Genomic DNA, 18,543 nt, shown 5'->3' on the forward strand with positions numbered 1-18,543 from the left:
CTGACGGCTCGTATCGCTGCTGCACAAGGGGCCATGGCATAGAGTTAATGCGATATCGCGATCGCAGCCTCGGGCAAGTGAGGGGCATTCCCGCCAGTGTGCGTTAGGCTACCGGCCGCTTTCGGCGAAACGACTGCTCGGTAATGGCTGGCGTTGCCGAAGCATGAATCGACCCGGATGCCCGGATTGTCCAGCGGCTTCACCCGGCTATGTGAAAATGATTCCTTTACGTTTTGTCGAGCCACGGGTTCGAACGACAACAACATATCGATACCTCGGAGGTGCGACTATCAAGACGATACGTAAACGGGTAGGCGTGGTCGGGCTGTTCAGCAACGAGAACATCGGTGACTATCTCTTGGTTGAAAGCGCCAAGTTCTTGCTCAGGAAGCACTCTCCTGACATTTCTCTGCAGGATGTAGATGTCGATCCTCGAGATCCTCTTATCTTTCAGGGGCGGCGCCGAATCAACCTGTACCTGCATGTACTCCTCCTCCGGAATCGGAACATGGTCTTTTCCATCATCCGACTGCGAACGTTTCAGTATTTCTACGAGTACTTCATGTGGTGGCTGAAGGTGAACTGGTACTACAAAGAGGTCATGCAATCACTCGATGGCCTCGTGATTGCGGGCGGCGGATTCATCAAGTTCAAAACTCAGGGATTGAACTACTTGGATGAACAGATCATCAAGATCGCGGAGAAACGCAATATCCCAGTGATGTTCAATGCCGTTGGTGTCGAGGGGTACGATCCAAACGATATTCGCAGTCGACGGCTCAAGCGAGCGCTCAACTCAGATGTCGTCCGGGTCATCACGACCCGAGACGACCTGACAACATTGCGCAATTCGTACATCACAAACAAGAGCATCATCAGCGACCTCGTCGGCGATCCGGTGTTCTGGCTTCAAGACGCCTTCTCGATCGAAAAGCGGTCCGACGCAGTGAACGTGGGCATCAATTTGATCAACCCGGACAACTACAAGGAATATGGCGGTGAAGCCGATTCCTTCAAGATCGCCAACTTTTATAAGAATCTCATCCAAGAACTGAACATTCAAGGAGTCGACTTCTACCTGTTCTCAAATGGAATGGAAGTGGATCAGCGCTTCGGTGAACAGCTGGTCGCTGCCATGAATCTGCCCCAGAACCGGTTGATTAGGCGTCCAGAGAGTTCAGTCGAGTTCTTGGCGACGATGACTGATTTCAAGGTGATTCTTGCCGCGAGGATGCATGCGGGCATTGTTGCCTATGCACTAGACATTCCAAAGGTCGGGTTGATCTGGAGCGAAAAGATCGACTTCCTGGCTCACCTTCTTGGTGAACGGGATGCTTACTTCAACGAAGAAGAACTCGACTATAGGACGATCGTGCAACTACTTATCGAGAGCGAATCTTTGAAAATTGATACAACGACGAAGGATACTCTCAAGCAGAAAACCTTTAGCCATATTGGCTCGTTCCTAGACGATCTCGACGGAACTGGCGGTGAAGAACGTTGAGCCGGCTGATCAGCGGTCACTATGTTTCGACCCTCGCGAACCGTTTCTTCTCGGTCATCAAGTTGCCCCTGCAAGTCCTTTTGCTGTCCATCCGAGTCCTCAATAAGGTCTTGGACCGCTTTGTATTCTCGAAAATCGATGTTGCGCTATCGCGGACGGCCAGGAAGCGGCTCGCGAAGAAGACGCCCGTGGATCCCAACATCATTCTCTTCATTACGTTTCAGAGCGAGTACACCTGTAACGCTAAGTACATCAGCGAAGAAATGATCCGAAGGGGCTCTACATACAACATCGTCTGGGCAGTGAGCCCGTCCTCTCAAGGACCCCACCCAAGCGAGATGAGCTTCGTTCGCATTGGATCGGAGGACTTCTACAAGACCGCTGCACGAGCAAAGGTCATTGTCCAAAACGGTCATACTCTTCAGTTGCAAACTGTGGCGAAAAACACGGGTCAGTATTGGATCCAAACGTGGCACGGGTCACTGGGTCTGAAGCGGCTCGAAGGTGCGCGTGGCGATGATCGTTTCTACGATGAGATGAGAGCTCTCCAGTCCCGGCAAACCGACTTTCTTATCTCTAACAGCCAGTTCGAAGATGATGCATTTGACAAAACCTACTGGCCCGGTATTCCCGTCCTGAAACTGGGACATGCACGTAACGACATCCTTTTTGACCGTTCAGCCGAGACCGCTGGCGATCTTCGCCGCAAAGTGCTCACCCGCTTGAATGTCACCGATACAGGGCAAAATTTCCTGTTGTTCGCACCGACGCACGACGAAAAGAGCTTCGGGCGATCTTTCGGTAATCTAGATTTCGAGAGGCTTCGGGAAGTCTTAAGGAGCAAGTTCGGCGGTACTTGGGAGTTCCTAATTCGGGCCCACGAGAGCAACAAACGTTCGTCCAAGCAGTGGTTCGCTGGTCTGCCCATTTACTGCCACAATGTCTCGTTCTACCCGGACATGCAAGAGCTCATGATGGTCGCGAGCATTGGCGTAACAGACTATTCAAGCTGGGTCTGCGACTACATCTTAACGGGGAAGCCCAGCTTCTTGTATGGAGTAAATCTCAGAAATTTCGACGCGGTTCGCGGCTTCCATCACGAGGTTGAGGACACGCCCTTTAGTATGGCGACTTCTAACGCCGAGTTAGTTCAGAACATATCCGCATTCGATCAGCACGAGTACGAGTCCAAGATCGAGCAGTTCCTCGAGCATTGCGGATCCGTCGATGACGGTCGGGCCGCCCCACGGATCGTGGACAAGCTTGAGGAACTCATGGAGCATTAGGCGCGTGACGTAGAATCATTAAGATGTCTGCACAAAACAACAACGATGTCGGTGGTTTGCTCACACCTAGTGGCGAACATGCGACGGTGACGGAGCGCCCCTTCACCGGGTGGGCTCCGCACGTACGGTTGGAGTCCGGACTTGACTGCACCATTATCTGGCACGAAGAACGGGTGGCGTAGTGCTCCAACCAGCAAACTCGGACCACGCGGCGCCTCTTTCGGAACCCACGCACTCTCTAGCCGTCACCAATATCGGATGGATTCGGGTCCAGATGACTATCCGGGTGCTGCTGACCCAATGTGACAACGTACCGATGCGGAACGCTGAACAAAACATCACCTTCCAACTCGTCGACGGCCTGCGCACGCTGCCAGCACCGGCGACGTCAGAGGGTGCCGGTGTGTATGCATTACATCTAAACGTCACAGCCTTTGCAGGCCGCAGCGCGATACCCGACGGCATCTGGCGAATTCAAGCACTCCTAGACAATCAGGGCGGACCGGTAGCGTCCTACGACGGTCGGGCGCTGGAACGCCTCGACGATGCTTCACGCGTGTTTTTGTTCAATGCAAACCAATCGGCTCTGACCGTCTCCTACGACATCGCAGAGAACGCTGATCAGCTGGACTTCCTTTTGCGCAGTTTTCTGCTGTCGCGCAGTCCAATAGCATCGGCGCATCCGCTATCTCCCAAGCGATTGTACGAAAAATTTTTCGGCATGGTAGCCAAGCAGCATTACGCCCGCTGGATCTTTGACGCTTTCACACGCTTAGTCGGGCCGACGCCCGGACGGATACTCTTCGCGTCAGACCGACGTGGGAATACCGAAGGCAATCTCCAACGAGTCCACGAGCGCATGGTTGAGCGTGGGCTCGACAAGAAGTTTGACCTCCGAACTTCGTTTCGTCTTCCCCACACCACGCGTTGGTCTTCAACGATCCACATTCTCTACCTCATCGCCACCAGCGAGATCGTGCTCCTCGACGACTACTTCCCCATGCTCGAAGGCCTCAAGGTCGACCCCCGGAAACGGATAATCCAGCTCTGGCACGCCGGCAGCGGGTTCAAGTCAGTTGGATTCAGCAGGTTCGGAAGGCAGGACTCGCCCAACCTCTGGGATGCGCACCGCTATTACACCTATGCAATCGCCGGATCAGTGAACCTTGTTCCGGTCTACGCCGAGGTGTTCGGGATCGAAGAGAGCGCGGTGATTCCCACCGGATTGCCCCGCGTGGATTTGTTCCTCGACGAAGAACGTACACGCACGTTTGTCAGTGGTTTCTACTCGGCGCACCCCGAGCTGCGCGACAAACGCATTATCCTTTTTGCACCCACTTACCGCGGGTCTGACATCGAGAACGCATTCTACGATTACAGCCTCATCGATTTCGATGCGCTATACGAAGCGTGCGGTCCCGATACTGTGGTTCTGTTCCGTATGCATCACTTTGTGAAGAATGAAGTACCGATTCCGGAGCAACACCAGGAACACTTCTTCGACTTCACACGCTTCGAAGACGGGCTAAGGCTTCTGCACGTTACCGACCTCTTGATCACCGACTATTCCTCGATCATCTACGAATACTCGCTCCTTGACCGACCCATGCTGTTCTTCGCGCCCGATGAAGTTAACTACGCAGCGGTGAATGGGTTTCACCGCCCCTACGACGAGACCGCGCCAGGGCGTGTCTGTACGACGTTCGAGGACCTCATCGATGCGATCTCTTCCCGAGAGTACGAGCAGTCGAAAGTCTCACGCTTCCGCGCGGAGAACTTCGACAGAATCGATACCGGAGCAGCCGACCGGGTGATCGATTGGCTCATCCTCGGTGATCCGCGTAACGCATTTCACGAGAACTCAGCACGGGATGATGAACTCGAAGGTTCGACCCACGAATCAAAGACCGTAGATCTGTCACAGGAGGATGAAAGAACTTGAATGTTGCAGTAATTTTTGCGGGCGGTATGGGTTCGCGGATGACCTCGAAAACTGCGTTGCCGAAGCAGTTTCTTGCGATCCACGGGACACCCATAATCGTGCACACCATCCAGCATTTTCAGGAACACCCAGAGATCGATCGCATCGCCGTGTCGATAGTGCCAGAGGGGCGCGAACGCTTCGCGCGCTTGGTATCACAGTACGAGCTAACAAAAGTGAACTGGATCGTCGAAGGCGGTTCAACAGGGCAGGAATCACGTCACAAGGCGCTTCGCGCCGTTGCCAACGACGCTACCGGAGACACGGTCGTGCTGCTACACGACGGTGTGCGACCACTCATAAACGCGGACCTCATCACAGACAACATCCGCACGGTTCGTTCCTTGGGCCCGGCGATCACATGCACGAAGGTCAATGAAACGGTTATCTCGTCAGAACACGAAACAATCGACGAAGTGCTGCCACGAGACTTTCTCTACCTCGCCCAAGCACCGCAAAGTCTCCGGCTTGAGACAGCAATCAATATCTACGACCGAGCGGTCAGTGAGGGTGAAAACGACTCAATTGACACAGCCAGCCTCCTTCGCCGCTACGAGCACACGCTATATCGAGTCGATGGCCCTCGCTCGAACATCAAGATCACGACCGCCGAAGACTACTACATGTGCCGCACGTTCTTTGATCTCTTGGAACGCAACCAAGTCGGAGCATAGCCGCTTGCCGACCATTGGGTGCGCGCGATCCTCCACCCCGTCACCGGGATGGTGCTCGCCACAGACACCTGCCGAGTAAATGACTGGGACGCCTACTACCCGCTCGAGATCAACAATGCAAGTCCCCCTCCCGCAACCGGGTAACCAGTCGCAGCGACATCGACTACATCGTCGACTGCCAATACGGTGGCAAAACAGAGCCAGGAAACCTCGCTTGTCTGGGTCGCAGGCATCACGCGCTCTACAATTCGGCGGCTGGAAAGTACGCCAGACATGGCCCGGCGTACTCGAATGCACCAGGCCCACCGGACGAGTCATCACCGACCAATCAGACACCCGACCCGCCTTCACCGAAAACTAGAGTCGGACTCAGCGGGCTGGATTCGGTTCAGCGAGCGGGCGATGTAAGCGAGCGGAAACGGCTTCAGCGAGCAAGCACCGGTTTCAGCTTGTTCTCGAACATGCTCAACGCCGACGCAATCGCCATGTGCATGTCGAGGTACTGGTAGGTACCCAAGCGTCCGCCGAAGAAGACGCCAGCCTCGGCATCCGCATGCTTGCGATACTCCAACAAACGCTCACGGTCTTCAGCCGTATTGACGGGATAATACGGCTCATCATCGCGCTCCGCGAAACGCGAAAACTCGCGCATGATGACGGTCTTCTCCGACTGGTAATCCCGCTCAGGGTGAAAATGACGGAACTCATGGATGCGCGTAAACGGCACATCGGCATCCGCATAGTTCATGACGGGCGTGCCCTGGAAGTCTCCGACCTCAAGCACTTCTTGTTCGAAGTCGAGGGTTCGCCATGAGAGCTCGCCTTGGGCAAAGTCGAAATAGCGGTCAATCGGGCCCGTGTACACGATCGGAACTTGGCCGACCATGGTCGATTTATTGACCGGCTGCGACTCATCAAAGAAATCGGTGTCTAGGCGTACCTCAATGTTGGGGTGATCCGCCATCCGTTCGATCCACGCCGTGTAACCGTCAACGGGTAGACCCTCATAGGTGTCGCTGAAGTAGTGGTTGTCGTAGCTGTAGCGAACAGGGAGACGACTGATGACTTCGGCGGGCAACTCGGTGGGCGCCGTCTGCCACTGCTTCGCCGTGTAGTCGCGAATAAACGCTTCGTAGAGTGGGCGGCCGATCAGCGAGATCGCCTTCTCTTCCAGGTTCTGCGGCTCAGCGTCGCCCAACTCTGACGCTTGCTCTGCCACCAGCGCGCGAGCGGCATCCGGCCCAAACGCTGCACGGAAGAACTGGTTGATCGTGCCCAAGTTGATGGGAAGAGGAAAGACCTCACCGCCGTGGTTCGTGTAGACCCGGTGCTGGTAGTCGGTGAACTGCGTGAACTTCGTCACGTAATCCCACACGTGCTTGTTCGAGGTGTGGAACAGGTGTGCCCCGTAACGGTGCACCTCAATGCCGGTCTCCGGCTCGACCTCACTGTAGGCATTGCCACCAATGTGGGAGCGTCGATCAATGACCAACACCTTGAGACCCAACTCGTTCGCGGCACGTTCAGCGATCGTGAGGCCGAAGAAGCCAGAACCGACTACGAGCAGATCAGGAGTCACAGTACAACCTTTATGAGTGGAATCCGCGGGCAATAAACCGGCGGTAAGCGATACGACGAATCGCGACGGGCACCAGACGGTACCCCCCGCGCACAATCACATTACGAACATTTTGCAACGGGGTGGTGAACCCCAGCTTTCTAAACTCTTTCTGCAGACGCAACTCCGCCGTGAGCTGACCGAGCCCTCCCCGCCGAGTGTACGCACCAGCGCTCACCCGATACATCAGCAGGGCCTCTTGCAAATTTTCTACTCTGGCGCCGGAATCGATCATGCGCGCGAACAACCAGTAGTCCTCCATGAGGCCCACATCGATATAGCCACCCGCCGCTTTCACCGCAGAACGGCGATACATGACGGTCGGATGATTGAACGGATCATGAAAACGCGAATAGCGCGCAATCGCCTCTTGACCCTGCGGAGGAATCCGCTTGCCAATAACCGACCCATCATCTTCAGCGAACTCAAACATCGCAGTGCCCACTAGGTCGAGCCCACCCGCGATTGCCACCCGCTGCTTCTCGAAGCGGGTCGGCAACGAAACATCGTCGGCATCCATGCGAGCAACAACATCGAAACTGCACTGGGCCAAACCCGCCTCAAGGGCACGCGCCAAACCACGATTGTGTTCCAGCACCAAGAGCCTCGTTGGAACTGCCGAAGCTACAATGAGTTGCTGCATCATCGCCGCGAGCTCGGCTGACACCGGACCATCCTGAACCATCACCACCTCAGTGGGCGGCAGCGTTTGGTCATCAACACAACTGCGAAAGGCACGTTCCAAGAAGCTCGGCTTGTCGCCAGAATAGATAGGCAACAGCAGCGAGAAGTTCTGTTCAGTAGCGGTCACGCGCGACCTCTCGATGCCTCAACCTGCGCAACAGCATCCGCCACCACGGGCAGATCAGCAAAATACGACTCATTGGACTTCGGACGCGTGCGCACACCCTCGCTCAAGCCGCGACGCAGCCCGCTCCACAGCACAGGACGCTGCTGCGAGCGCCGAATGGTACGAATCCACCGTCGGATGCTCGACGCCCCGTACATCGCCTTCTCCCACGCCTTCAGGCCTCGAGAGTGGCGCATGAGCCACACCTTGTTACGCACCTCAAAGAAGAACCGCTCCCCCGGGTCGAGGTCGGTGGAGCCAAGAAGCTTCGTCTTGTGCACCACGACGCTGGCCGGCACAAAGATTCCGGGGCTATCGCGCAACACTCGTGTGGAGAATTCGAAATCGTCATTCCAGATGAAGTAATCAGCTACAGGCAATCCTGCTTCTCGAACGGCCGCGGCCGAAACGAACATGGATACGAACGACGAGCTGCGCACCGCAAGCGTGCCTGCCGCCGCGGCTGCCGCACGCTCGGCCGGTGAGACAAACGGCTTCTCCCGTGGGGTGTTCATGGGATGGTCACGGCCATCAGTCCAGATCACCCGAGAGCCGGCGACGGTAACGCGAGGCTGTGCCTCGACGGCGCTGACCAATTCTGCCGCTGCCGAAACAGTAGGAATAGTGTCGTCATCCATCAGCCACAACCACGTCGGGTCGTGAGCCTTCAGCGCGTGCGCCATGCCAGCAGCAAAGCCGCCAGCGCCGCCGGTGTTGCGGTCCAACGTGACCAGATCAACGTTGGGAAAGTTCGCGCGAACCGCGTCACCGGAGCCATCATCCGACGCATTGTCGACAACAACAATGGCATCGAGGGCACGAGACTGTGCCGACAGGGCAGTGAGGGCTTCCATCAGCAATTCGCGCCGGTTGAATGCCACTACCACCGCCACTACACGGGAAATCTGCGGCATTTTCGGTATCTCGATCTCACTGTCGCGAATGGAAGGGCAACACTCACTGTAGACGAGGTGCGCACGCAGCACACTTTACAGGCCGCCACTTCGTCCTGTAGGTAGGATTGCCCAGTGAACAGCGACAAATCACCCATCGGAGGGCTCAAGTGAGCTGGTGGGATACCATCCCGGCTTTCTTGGTCGTAGTGACGATCGGAATCGCCCCAGGACTGCTGCTGTCTCTGTTGCTCGGACTGCGCGGAATGGCGTTGCTTGGCTCTGCGCCCGCGTTCTCCGTCACGACCATCACGCTCGCATCCATTGCCGCACCCTTCATCGGGATTCCATGGGGACTCCTGCCCATTGGCGTCACAACCGCAGTGCTGTGCGTCATCGTCATATTGTTCCGGATGCTGTGGCACCGGCTTCGCCCTCAAACCGCGTTTCAGCATCCGCCAGTTCGGCTGCTCACGTGGGCTGCGCTCGGAACCGGCGTTGCAGCGCTCATCATCACCATTCGATTCATCATCGCGTTCGGGGATCCCGAAAATATTTCGCAAACCTACGACAATATTTTTCATCTCAATGCTTTGCGCTATGTGCTTGACACGGGAAACGCATCATCGCTCACCCTTGGTGGTCTTAACATTGACAACCCTCAGGCCGGCTCTTTCTACCCCGCGGGCTGGCACGCCATTACCGCGGCCGTTGCAAGCACCACAGGGGTCAGCATCCCCGTCGCGATCAATCTGGTTTCTATTCTGATCGGCGCAGTTTACTGGCCGCTGGGATGCGTCTTTCTCGCACGCACCATCATCGGCCCCCGCGCGATCGCTATCGTCGGCGCCGGAGTGCTCTCCGCGGCGTTCGGAGCATTCCCCTACGGGCTCATCGATTTCGGTGTGCTCTACCCCTATCTTCTTGGCGTGAGCCTTCTGCCCGCAGCTCTCGCTTACGCGATAATCGCAACCGGCATTAGTGAACAACCGGAGATGCGTATATCGCGAGCTTGGTTTGCCCTTTTGGGAGTCATACCGGGCATCACCCTCGCCCATCCCGGGGCCGGAATGGCCTTTGTCGCACTCAGCAGCGTCATTGTGATCGTTGGGGCTTACCGCGCCTACACACGTCTCGTGGACAACCATGCTGAGCCGCGCAGAATTCGTCTACTAGTGGCAACCACGAGTGTGGTCCTGGTCGCTTACGTCGCCACCTGGCTCATCGTTCGAGTCAGCGTGGTGTGGGAACCGATCAGAACAGTTGCCCAGGCGCTGGGCGAAGCGCTCACGAACGCGACGAACGGGCTACCGATCGCCATCGTCGCGACAGTACTGGTCATCATCGGCGCCCTTCGACTGCGCGAAACTCCTCAGCGCTACTGGCTTCTCTTCAATTTCGCACTCGTGGCAGTGCTCTACATCGCAGCAGCAGCAATGCCTCATTCGCTTCTCCAGTCGCTTCTTGTCGGCACGTGGTACGGCGATAGTCACCGCCTCGGATCGCTCATGCCGATCGTTGCTCTCCCCCTCGCTACCCTCGGCCTAGTTGCTGTCTACGACAGAGTGCGCACACGAACACCGAAAGCTCTGACGAGACCGATCAACACAACGCGCCAACGCACGTTCGCCATTGTGACCGTCGTGATCCTTCTTGTCGCGACCCAAGGCTATTCACTACACATTGCGACCATCGAAGCGCGAAGCAATTACGTCATCCCCGAAGAACCGCTCGACGAACCGTTCGACGAAGCATTCGAAGAAGCTCCGCTGCTGACGGCGGACGAACTAGACGTGCTGAATCATGTTGATGACTTTGTGCCTGAAGGTGCCGTTGTCGCCGGAAACCCCTGGACAGGAGCCGGACTTGTCTACGCCATCGCTGACCGTGAGGCGATGCTTCCGCACGTCGGAGGGTTCGACACCGCAGAATCTCGCCTCATCGGAGAACACCTTCGTGACGCCGATCGATACACTAACGTGTGCGATGCTCTTATGACCCTCGAAGTGGGGTATGTATTAGATTTCGGTACCCGAGAGATTCACGGTGAAGTTCACAACTTTGGCGGGCTTACTCGACTCGCGAGCTCCGACGCGGTAGAGCCGCTCTACACGAGCGGCGACGTCGGACTCTATAAGATCACCGCGTGCGACTAACAGACAAAGGAACAATATGGCGATGACGACCCTGCGCGTAGTCCTCGACGACATAGCCGCGCCTGCAACACGTACTTTGCGTCGTTACTCCGAAGAGTTGATCGCGCAGCTTATTGTCAGCGCACCCCCCAACTGCGAAGTCGCCGGTATCGTCTCAAACAACAGCACTAGCTCGGCCCACATCGAAGAGACCTTCCCTGGCCTTGCCGAACTCACCACCCTGCGATTGGGACACGACGCTCTCACGCGTGCGTGGCAGCATGGCGTGACAAGCATTCCCGCAACCCGCATGTCGGGCAAGGGCCTCATCCACTCTCCGAGCTTGTTCGCCCCCCTCTCCCGCCATGATCGGGTCAATGATCTTGGCACGCAAACCGTAGTCACTGTCCACGATGTGTTGGCCTGGACCAGCCCCGAGTCCATGAGCAGCAGACAGGTCGCTTGGAACAAAGCGATGGCGAAACGCGCATTCAAATATGCGGATGCGATTGTGGTCACGAGCCACTCTGTCGCTGATGAGCTCAACGACATCATGGACTTCGGCGAACGAGTGCGCGTAATCCCTGGCGCAGCAACCGAACGGGTGAAACAACCATTCAACGCGCACGCCCGCGCACTCGCCTTGGAACTACCCGAGCGCTACATTTTGGCTACGGGAACGCTTGCACCTCACACCCAATTGGATGCGCTGATCCAAGCCATGGCACATCCTGACGCGCCAGACATCCCATTGCTCATCTCGGGCCCGCCCGCCTGGGGCGAGAGAGACATCGCGAGCACGATCGCCGCCGCTGGCCTCAGTTCAGAACGCGTTCGCCACCTCGGGGCACTCGACGACAATGATCTCGCTGTTGCCCTCAACAACGCCACCATTTTCGCCCACCCCGACAGCTCAGAAGGTTTCAGCCTTCCTGTTCTCGAAGCATTCGCGCTCGGCACCCCCGTTGTGCATTCAGACGCCGCCGCTGTCGTCGAACTCAGTGCAGACGCGGGAATTGCGGTCGCCCGCGAAAGCGCAGAAACCTACCCGGAACGACTCGCGCAGACACTTGCCTCGGTCGCTAACGACAGCGAACTCGAACGCCAGCTCGGTTTTCGCGGTCTCGACCGTTCACACGTATTCACGTGGCGAGCCGCCGCCGATAAGGTGTGGCAACTGCACGCCGACCTGTAACTCGGCGCACTCAGCCCTGCACTGGGTGAGCGGCTACTCGGCTACTCGGACTCGCTTTCAGCATCCGGCGTGCCAACAACTGATTCCGCGACGAGTTCACGGATGTGATCGTAGTCGGGGTTTCCCACGTCAATAGTCGGTGGCGACAGTTCCAGCGTCGCGATCGGGAAATCCTGCGCGCTACTGGCGAGTTCAGTAAACAGACCGAGCATCACTGACGGGATGTCCGTTGTCACCACCTGTTTGCCCGCATCCGCGACCGTGCGGAACTTCGTCAAAATGTTTGCCGGTTCGAACTGCCGAAGGATGGCTTCCTGCACCTCACGTTGGCGGAGCATTCGGTCATAGTCATTTGAACCGTGTCGTGCGCGGGCGTACCAGAGAGCTTCCCAGCCTCCCAGACGCTGTTCGCCGACCTCAACCCAGCCATCAACGTTAATGGGCTGACCGAATTCGTCTTCATCGCCACCGATAGGTTGGCGTTCTGTCACATTAATGACCACTCCGCCGAGCGCATCAATGAGATCGTCGAAGCCCTGCATGTCGATCAACACGTAGTACTGCAGGTCGAGCCCTGTGACTCCCTCGACAGCGTCGCGCATGGCCTCAACGCCAGCCGAACTATCGTTCGCTTCGGCATCCGGATACAACTCAGGATGCTCTTCACCGTAGGTGTAGAGGTAACTGATCAGGCATTCATCGCCACAGTCGTAGCCAGAAGGGAAATCCTGATACAACGGAGAACCTTCGACGAATGGAATGAGCTCGAGATTGCGGGGGATGCCGATGAGGGTGGTTTCCCCCGTCTCTGCATCCACGCTGGCAATCGAAATGCTGTCTGGACGAAGGCCAACCCGGTCGGGCCCAGCATCCCCGCCAAGAAGAAGGATGTTGTAGCGGCCATCAGTCGGTGGTGCGTAATCCGCGCTCGTGAAAACCTCGGTGATAGTTGACCGCGCGGAGTCAACAATGTTGACCGCGGCCACTGCGACACCGGAATAGGCAACTAAAGCGATGAGTGAGAACGCCACCACGAACGGGCGCGCACCGACGCTCGCTCTCTTTACCTGGGCGAGACGCAGGGAATCCACCGCGAGCACGATCCACAGAACCACGTAGGCAATCAGCACCACTTCGATGACCGCGAGAACAATAGCGTTGGTGACTGCGGCGAGGAAAAGTTCACGAAACCAAAAAAACGAAACGAATGCAAGAATTGCCAGCGCCCAAAACAACGTTGTAACAACAACAGCAAAACGTCCGAGCTTGCGACTACCCGCCAGAATTTGGGCCGAACCGGGCACGAAAACGTTCAGCGCGACCAGCCACCATGCACGACGGGTCATCGTTGGCGCCGAGCCTAAGTCTGGCGCCCGCAACGAGGATGTTGTGCTCACAGCAGCTGTTGTAAAGCAGCGTTCTTATCGGCGACCATCGCCTCGAGACCGCGTGCATAATCCGCGAGCTTCGTCGCTACAGCAGCATCAGTTGCGCCAATAATGCGCAGCGCCAGAAGGCCAGCGTTCGTAGCACCGCCGATCGAGACCGTCGCGACGGGGATGCCCGCAGGCATCTGCACGATGGAGAGCAGCGAGTCGAGACCGTCGAGCTTTGCCAACGGAACCGGAACACCCACAACAGGCAATGTCGTGACCGAGGCCACCATGCCAGGAAGATGGGCAGCGCCACCTGCTCCCGCAATGATCACCTGCACGCCACGCGACGCCGCCTGCCTGCCGAATTCGATCATACGTTCAGGGGTGCGGTGGGCAGAAACGACTTCGACCTCGTAAGAGACGTCGAACTCAGCCACGATCTCGGCTGCGCCCTTCATCACTGACCAATCGGAATCTGATCCCATGACAATCGAAACGAGCGGTGAAGACATAGGAGGATACTATCTTCCCGCTCCTGAGGAGCTGCCTTCAACACACGGCGCACTAACGGTGCATGAGAGAAATTACTCGAACTCAGCAGCGGCAGCCCGAGCAGCGCTGCGCACAAAGTCAAGGTCTGCGCCCGACGCCGTGACATGCCCCACCTTGCGGCCAGGTCGCGACTGCTTCGAATAGTCGTGAATTTTGATCGCCGGAGAAGCCACGGTTGCCGCGGCAATCCGCTCATGCATTTCTTGCCCGACCGGACCGCCCAAAATATTCACCATCACCGACCACTCGTCGCGTGCTGCAGTGGCTCCGAGCGGAAGGTTGAGCACAGCACGAAGGTGCTGTTCGAACTGGCTTGTCTGGCATCCATCGATGCTCCAGTGGCCCGTGTTGTGCGGCCGCATAGCGAGCTCATTGATGATGATTCGACCATCGCTGGTTTCGAACAGTTCGACGGCAAGTACGCCGGTGACGTCGAGACCGTCAGCGATAGTGCGAGCGATCGACGCAGCCTGTTCCGCAAGCTCGGTGCTCAGTTGCGGAGCAGGCGCCACGACCTCGGCACACACGCTATTGCGCTGAATGCTCTCCACCACGGGCCACAGGGCAACATCACCCGAAGAGTTGCGGGCTACGGACTGCGCCAATTCGCGGCGAAAGTCGACGAGCTCCTCGATCAATAGCTCACCGTCGGTCAGCCACTGCGCGGCCTCCGCCCCAGCACGCACGATCAGAACGCCCTTGCCGTCATAGCCGCCGCGAGGGGTCTTGAGAACACCCACTCCGTTGTGCGTCGCAAGAAAGTCGTCAACATCGCCAACATTGGCGACCCGCGCCCACGCCGGCATAGGCAAACCCAATTCTGCGAGGCGTTCACGCATCTGCAGTTTGTCCTGGGCAAAAAGCAACGCATGTGGGCCAGGGTGCACGGCGATGCCGTCGGCAACCATTGCCTGCAATACGTCTTGAGGAACATGCTCATGGTCGAACGTCACGACATCAACTTGGCGCGCAAAAGCGAGCACCTGCTCAATTGAACGGTAGTCGCCGACAACCGTCGCTGCCAGATCGGCGGGGGATCCTTCGGCTTCAGCAAGCACGCGAATATCAATGCCCAAATTGAGAGCAGGAGGAATCATCATGCGGGCCAATTGGCCTCCACCGATTACACCGACTTTTACTGACATGATCTCTCCAGAGTTAGCGCTGACTGATTATCAGGATTGCGCAAGATTTCGCAGCTACAATTTCACCGCTTCTTCTATCTTTGCTTATCGACCGGGCGGATTCGTGCGTTTACTCATTACCCAGTTGAGCCGCTTCGGGCTCGTTGGCAGCGTTGGCCTCGTAATCGACGTCGTCATCTTCAACATTTTGCGCACCACAATCCTCGCGCCCGAGGTTCTGCATGAGGGACCAGTACTCGCCAAGGTCGCTTCCACCGCTGTCGCCATCGTCGCCAATTGGCTTGGCAATCGCTACTGGACTTTTCGACGCACCAAGCTTCAGCATCCTGTTCGCGAAGGCCTCAAATTCGGACTCGTGAGCCTTGGCGGCATTCTGATTGGCCTGAGTTGCCTCGTCGTGTCGCACTACGTGCTCGGCTTCACTTCACTGCTGGCAGACAACATCTCCAGCAACGTGATCGGGCTTGTTCTCGGCACCGTCTTCCGTTTTTGGGGATATCGCACGTGGGTCTTTGTTCAAGAGCCCCTCAACGACGAACCGCTCGTGGCTGCACCCACTGCCGCAGCACCGGCCACGGCACCCGCTACCGGTGCCGCGCTAGGGACGCCCGAGCGCGCGATAGGTCCAGCCGGCCTCTCGCCACTGCACCGGGTCCAAGCAATTTCGCCCGTCGAGAATCGCGCGCACCGCAACGACTGAATTCAGTTCGCTCGGATCAATAGCGCGGTATTCACGCCATTCCGTGAGCACAAGCACGACATCCGCATCCTGCGCCGCTTCTTCGAACGTGGTGACGTAATCGAGTCCGGGACGTAGCCGCCGTGACGTCTCGATTGCCTGCGGGTCGGTCGCACGCACGTGTGCGCCAAGTTCGGCAAGTCGCGCCGCTACGTCGAGCGCAGGCGAATCGCGAACGTCATCAGAGTCAGGCTTGAAGGCGAGACCCAGAACAGCTACCCGCGCACCCTCAAGGGTTCCGCCGAGCACCTCGCGACAGAGATCGACCATGCGTTCGCGGCGGCGAAGATTAATCGCATCCACCTCACCGAGAAAGCTGAGCGCGTCTCCAGCGCCAAGCTCCGACGCGCGTGCCATAAAAGCACGGATATCTTTGGGAAGGCAGCCACCACCGAAACCAAGGCCGGCGTTCAAGAAACGGCGACCGATGCGCTGATCGTACCCGATGGCGTCCGCGAGCTGGGTAACGTCGGCACCAGTAACCTCAGCCACCTCGGCCATGGCGTTGATGAACGAAATTTTGGTCGCGAGAAACGCGTTCGCGGCGACTTTTACGAGTTCAGAGGTCGCGTAATCGGTCACGACCCGCGGAATATTTTGGGCTAACACGGTGGCGTAGACATCATCGAGTGCTGCGACAGCATGGTCGTCGCCCGGGCGGACTCCATAGACCAAACGATCAGGACTAATGGTGTCTTTGACCGCGTAACCTTCGCGCAAGAACTCGGGGTTCCAGGCGAGGTGCGCTCCGACAGCCTCAATCTGACCGGCGAGGCGCTCTGCTGTGCCCACCGGCACCGTGGACTTGCCGACAACGACATCCCCCACAGCGAGGTGCGGAACAAGCGCGTCGAATGCCGCCTCAACAAAGCGCAAGTCTGCTGCGTTCGAGTCAGCTTGCTGCGGCGTGCCGACGGCAATGAAATGCACCGTTGCTCCCTCAGCACGGTCCATGTCTGTAGAAAAACTGAGAGTGCCCTTGGCGAGCGTTTCGGCCAGCAATTCTGGTAACCCTGGCTCATAGAACGGGGCCTGCGCCGACGCCAGTAGCGCGATTTTCGCGGGATCGATGTCGATGCCGACAACGTCGTGGCCGAGCTTTGCGAGGGAGGACGCGTGCACGGCACCGAGGTACCCGCATCCGATAACTGAGATCTTCACAGTGCGCACCCTATCTGATGAGAGTTGACGCCAAGTGACCCAGCAACGCGGATGCCGCGATAGCCTCGCGCGAAACTGCGCGGTCTAGCGTGTTCCCCACACAGCCGTCTCGTCAGATGCCTGCGATTCCTCGCGCTGACGACGCAATGAGACCACGTTTTGGTTGTTCTCCATGAGGTCGTGAAGCGCAGCTTGGGTGAGCGTAACGGAGGGAATGTCGCGGAGAACAACGGGGTGATCGTGGCCCGCGTTGATCAGCAGATCGCCGCTGCCGAACATCCGTTGCACCCATGACTGTCGCACCGTGACGTCGTAGCCGCGGCTGTGCAGCAGCTCTTGACGGATGCGCACGAAAATACCGCTAGAAAGAACCACGCGTCGCGTTGTGATCGTGTAATTGCGGGCAAGCCACGCGAAGAAGGGCAAGAGCCACGCGACGACGATCAGCAGCAATCCGGCCGTCAGTAGCGCGAGATTCTGCCAATCTTCCGCGAAAGTACCAAAGAAGTACCCGAGAGCCCCCGCCGTTGCCACAAAAATGATGCTCGGAAAAACTAGTGCGCGCGCGTGAGAGCGAACGCGGGCAACGATCGCCTCGCGCTGAACGCTCATCTCATTCGGCATAGATCATTCATACCGCAGGTGAGTGACGTCACCTGCCGCGACGTGCTGCAGGAGCCCGTTCGCGTCGTCCCTCACGACGAGTCGTCCTTCATCATCGATGGTCTCAGCACTGCCAAATATGCGGGCGCCGTCTGGCAACTCGACCCGCACTCGGCGACCGATCGTTCCGCACTCTGCACGGACGACATCCGCGATCCCACTTCGCACCGGGTCAAGACCCGCTGCCGTGAACTGCTCGACAAGCCCGGTGAATTCGGTCAGGTAGCGGCTCAACGCCTTATCGATGCCGGGCTCAGCCCCTTCCAACAGGAGGGAAGTGGAGACGGATGTCGGCAGCTCGTCGCGCTGGATCGTGAGATTCAATCCCGCTCCCACGATCACTCCTGTGCCGCCCGCCACGAGTTCGGAGAGCAATCCCGACACTTTGAGGCCCTCGATCTGAACGTCGTTTGGCCACTTGAGGGTGACCTCGCGATCGGTTACAAGGCTACGAACGGCCCTCGCCATGGCGAGTCCGCCGATGAGCGGCATCCATGACAATGCTTCGATCGGAGCGTCGTTGGGCGCTACCAATACGGAAACGGCGAACGTTTTGCCTGCCGGCGCAATCCATTCACGCCCTAGACGCCCACGACCAGCGGTCTGGTTGGTGGTCACGAGCGCCGAAAGATGTTCGGTTTCGCCTCGGGCGGCCCGCGCCACGAGTTCGCGGTTGGTCGAACCCACTTCGTCGAGGTGCTCAAGCAGCGGCAGTACAGCGGTACTCAATGGCAAGTGCATCGCTTCAGCGTAGAGCGCTGCAGCGTGCCA

General features: G+C 57.8%; 17 protein-coding genes. 8 read left to right on the forward strand and 9 right to left on the reverse strand.

Annotation, left to right across the window (positions count from 1 at the left end; translation table 11 throughout):
• The first annotated feature begins 316 nt into the window (after positions 1-316).
• The 5 genes from I6E56_RS04705 (at position 317) to I6E56_RS04725 (ending at position 5,445) form a co-directional block, all read left to right on the forward strand.
• Entirely contained in the window at positions 317-1,504 is a 1,188-nt protein-coding gene (locus I6E56_RS04705; RefSeq protein ID WP_197136365.1) for a polysaccharide pyruvyl transferase family protein, read from the forward strand.
• A complete protein-coding gene (locus I6E56_RS04710; RefSeq protein WP_197136367.1) occupies positions 1,501-2,790 on the forward strand; it encodes a CDP-glycerol glycerophosphotransferase family protein in 1,290 nt (429 codons plus the stop codon). The genes I6E56_RS04705 and I6E56_RS04710 overlap by 4 nt, the downstream gene beginning before the upstream one ends.
• 23 nt (positions 2,791-2,813) lie before the next feature.
• On the forward strand, positions 2,814-2,972 hold the full coding sequence (locus tag I6E56_RS04715) for a hypothetical protein (RefSeq protein WP_197136369.1): 159 nt from the start codon (positions 2,814-2,816) through the stop codon (positions 2,970-2,972).
• 92 nt (positions 2,973-3,064) lie between these two features.
• The gene (locus I6E56_RS04720; protein ID WP_197136371.1) at positions 3,065-4,732 is read left to right on the forward strand and encodes a CDP-glycerol glycerophosphotransferase family protein; all 1,668 of its coding nucleotides are present in this window, start codon (positions 3,065-3,067) and stop codon (positions 4,730-4,732) included.
• The gene (locus I6E56_RS04725) at positions 4,729-5,445 is read left to right on the forward strand and encodes a 2-C-methyl-D-erythritol 4-phosphate cytidylyltransferase (protein ID WP_197136374.1); all 717 of its coding nucleotides are present in this window, start codon (positions 4,729-4,731) and stop codon (positions 5,443-5,445) included. Before I6E56_RS04720 ends, I6E56_RS04725 begins: the two co-directional genes overlap by 4 nt.
• A gap of 424 nt (positions 5,446-5,869) precedes the next feature.
• Here I6E56_RS04725 and glf read toward each other — a convergent pair whose 3' ends face one another.
• The 3 genes from glf to I6E56_RS04740 are packed head-to-tail and all read right to left on the reverse strand — an operon-like array spanning position 5,870 to position 8,827.
• Positions 5,870-7,024 (reverse strand): UDP-galactopyranose mutase, encoded by a 1,155-nt coding sequence (glf, locus tag I6E56_RS04730; RefSeq protein ID WP_197136375.1) that lies wholly within the window; start codon positions 7,022-7,024, stop codon positions 5,870-5,872.
• A gap of 10 nt (positions 7,025-7,034) precedes the next feature.
• Entirely contained in the window at positions 7,035-7,874 is an 840-nt protein-coding gene (locus tag I6E56_RS04735) for a glycosyltransferase (protein WP_197136377.1), read from the reverse strand.
• Positions 7,871-8,827 (reverse strand): glycosyltransferase, encoded by a 957-nt coding sequence (locus tag I6E56_RS04740; RefSeq protein WP_197136378.1) that lies wholly within the window; start codon positions 8,825-8,827, stop codon positions 7,871-7,873. Before I6E56_RS04740 ends, I6E56_RS04735 begins: the two co-directional genes overlap by 4 nt.
• 149 nt (positions 8,828-8,976) lie before the next feature.
• Between I6E56_RS04740 and I6E56_RS04745 the strand changes: the two genes are divergently transcribed.
• Entirely contained in the window at positions 8,977-10,962 is a 1,986-nt protein-coding gene (locus tag I6E56_RS04745) for a DUF6541 family protein (RefSeq protein ID WP_197136379.1), read from the forward strand.
• Positions 10,963-10,984: 22 nt separating this feature from the next.
• Positions 10,985-12,136: a glycosyltransferase family 1 protein gene (locus I6E56_RS04750; RefSeq protein WP_197136380.1), complete on the forward strand. Its 1,152-nt coding sequence runs from the start codon at positions 10,985-10,987 to the stop codon at positions 12,134-12,136.
• Between the two features lie 41 nt (positions 12,137-12,177).
• On the opposite strand, the gene I6E56_RS04755 is transcribed toward I6E56_RS04750, so the two are convergent.
• The 3 genes from I6E56_RS04755 to I6E56_RS04765 form a co-directional block, all read right to left on the reverse strand.
• Entirely contained in the window at positions 12,178-13,482 is a 1,305-nt protein-coding gene (locus I6E56_RS04755; protein WP_197136381.1) for an LCP family protein, read from the reverse strand.
• Positions 13,483-13,529: 47 nt separating this feature from the next.
• Positions 13,530-14,024, reverse strand: a complete 495-nt coding sequence (gene purE / locus I6E56_RS04760; protein WP_197136382.1) for a 5-(carboxyamino)imidazole ribonucleotide mutase — start codon at positions 14,022-14,024, stop codon at positions 13,530-13,532.
• A 72-nt stretch (positions 14,025-14,096) separates the two neighbouring features.
• Complete coding sequence (locus I6E56_RS04765; protein ID WP_197136383.1) at positions 14,097-15,209, reverse strand: 5-(carboxyamino)imidazole ribonucleotide synthase; 1,113 nt, start codon at positions 15,207-15,209, stop codon at positions 14,097-14,099.
• A 103-nt stretch (positions 15,210-15,312) separates the two neighbouring features.
• Here I6E56_RS04765 and I6E56_RS04770 point away from each other — a divergent pair, with 103 nt between their 5' ends.
• The gene (locus I6E56_RS04770; protein ID WP_197136385.1) at positions 15,313-15,909 is read left to right on the forward strand and encodes a GtrA family protein; all 597 of its coding nucleotides are present in this window, start codon (positions 15,313-15,315) and stop codon (positions 15,907-15,909) included.
• On the opposite strand, the gene I6E56_RS04775 is transcribed toward I6E56_RS04770, so the two are convergent.
• The 3 genes from I6E56_RS04775 to I6E56_RS04785 all read right to left on the reverse strand — a co-directional run bounded on the left by I6E56_RS04775 (position 15,808) and on the right by I6E56_RS04785 (position 18,513).
• Complete coding sequence (locus I6E56_RS04775) at positions 15,808-17,109, reverse strand: UDP-glucose/GDP-mannose dehydrogenase family protein (protein WP_197136387.1); 1,302 nt, start codon at positions 17,107-17,109, stop codon at positions 15,808-15,810. The two genes, I6E56_RS04770 and I6E56_RS04775, sit on opposite strands and share 102 nt — an antisense overlap.
• 84 nt (positions 17,110-17,193) lie before the next feature.
• Positions 17,194-17,733 carry a PH domain-containing protein gene (locus I6E56_RS04780; RefSeq protein WP_197136389.1) on the reverse strand — a complete coding sequence of 180 codons (540 nt, stop codon included), beginning with the start codon at positions 17,731-17,733 and terminating at the stop codon, positions 17,194-17,196.
• Positions 17,734-17,736: 3 nt separating this feature from the next.
• The gene (locus I6E56_RS04785; RefSeq protein WP_197136391.1) at positions 17,737-18,513 is read right to left on the reverse strand and encodes a biotin--[acetyl-CoA-carboxylase] ligase; all 777 of its coding nucleotides are present in this window, start codon (positions 18,511-18,513) and stop codon (positions 17,737-17,739) included.
• Positions 18,514-18,543 lie beyond the last annotated feature (30 nt).

The organism is Salinibacterium sp. NK8237, from assembly GCF_015864955.1.
Lineage (GTDB): Bacteria > Actinomycetota > Actinomycetes > Actinomycetales > Microbacteriaceae > Rhodoglobus.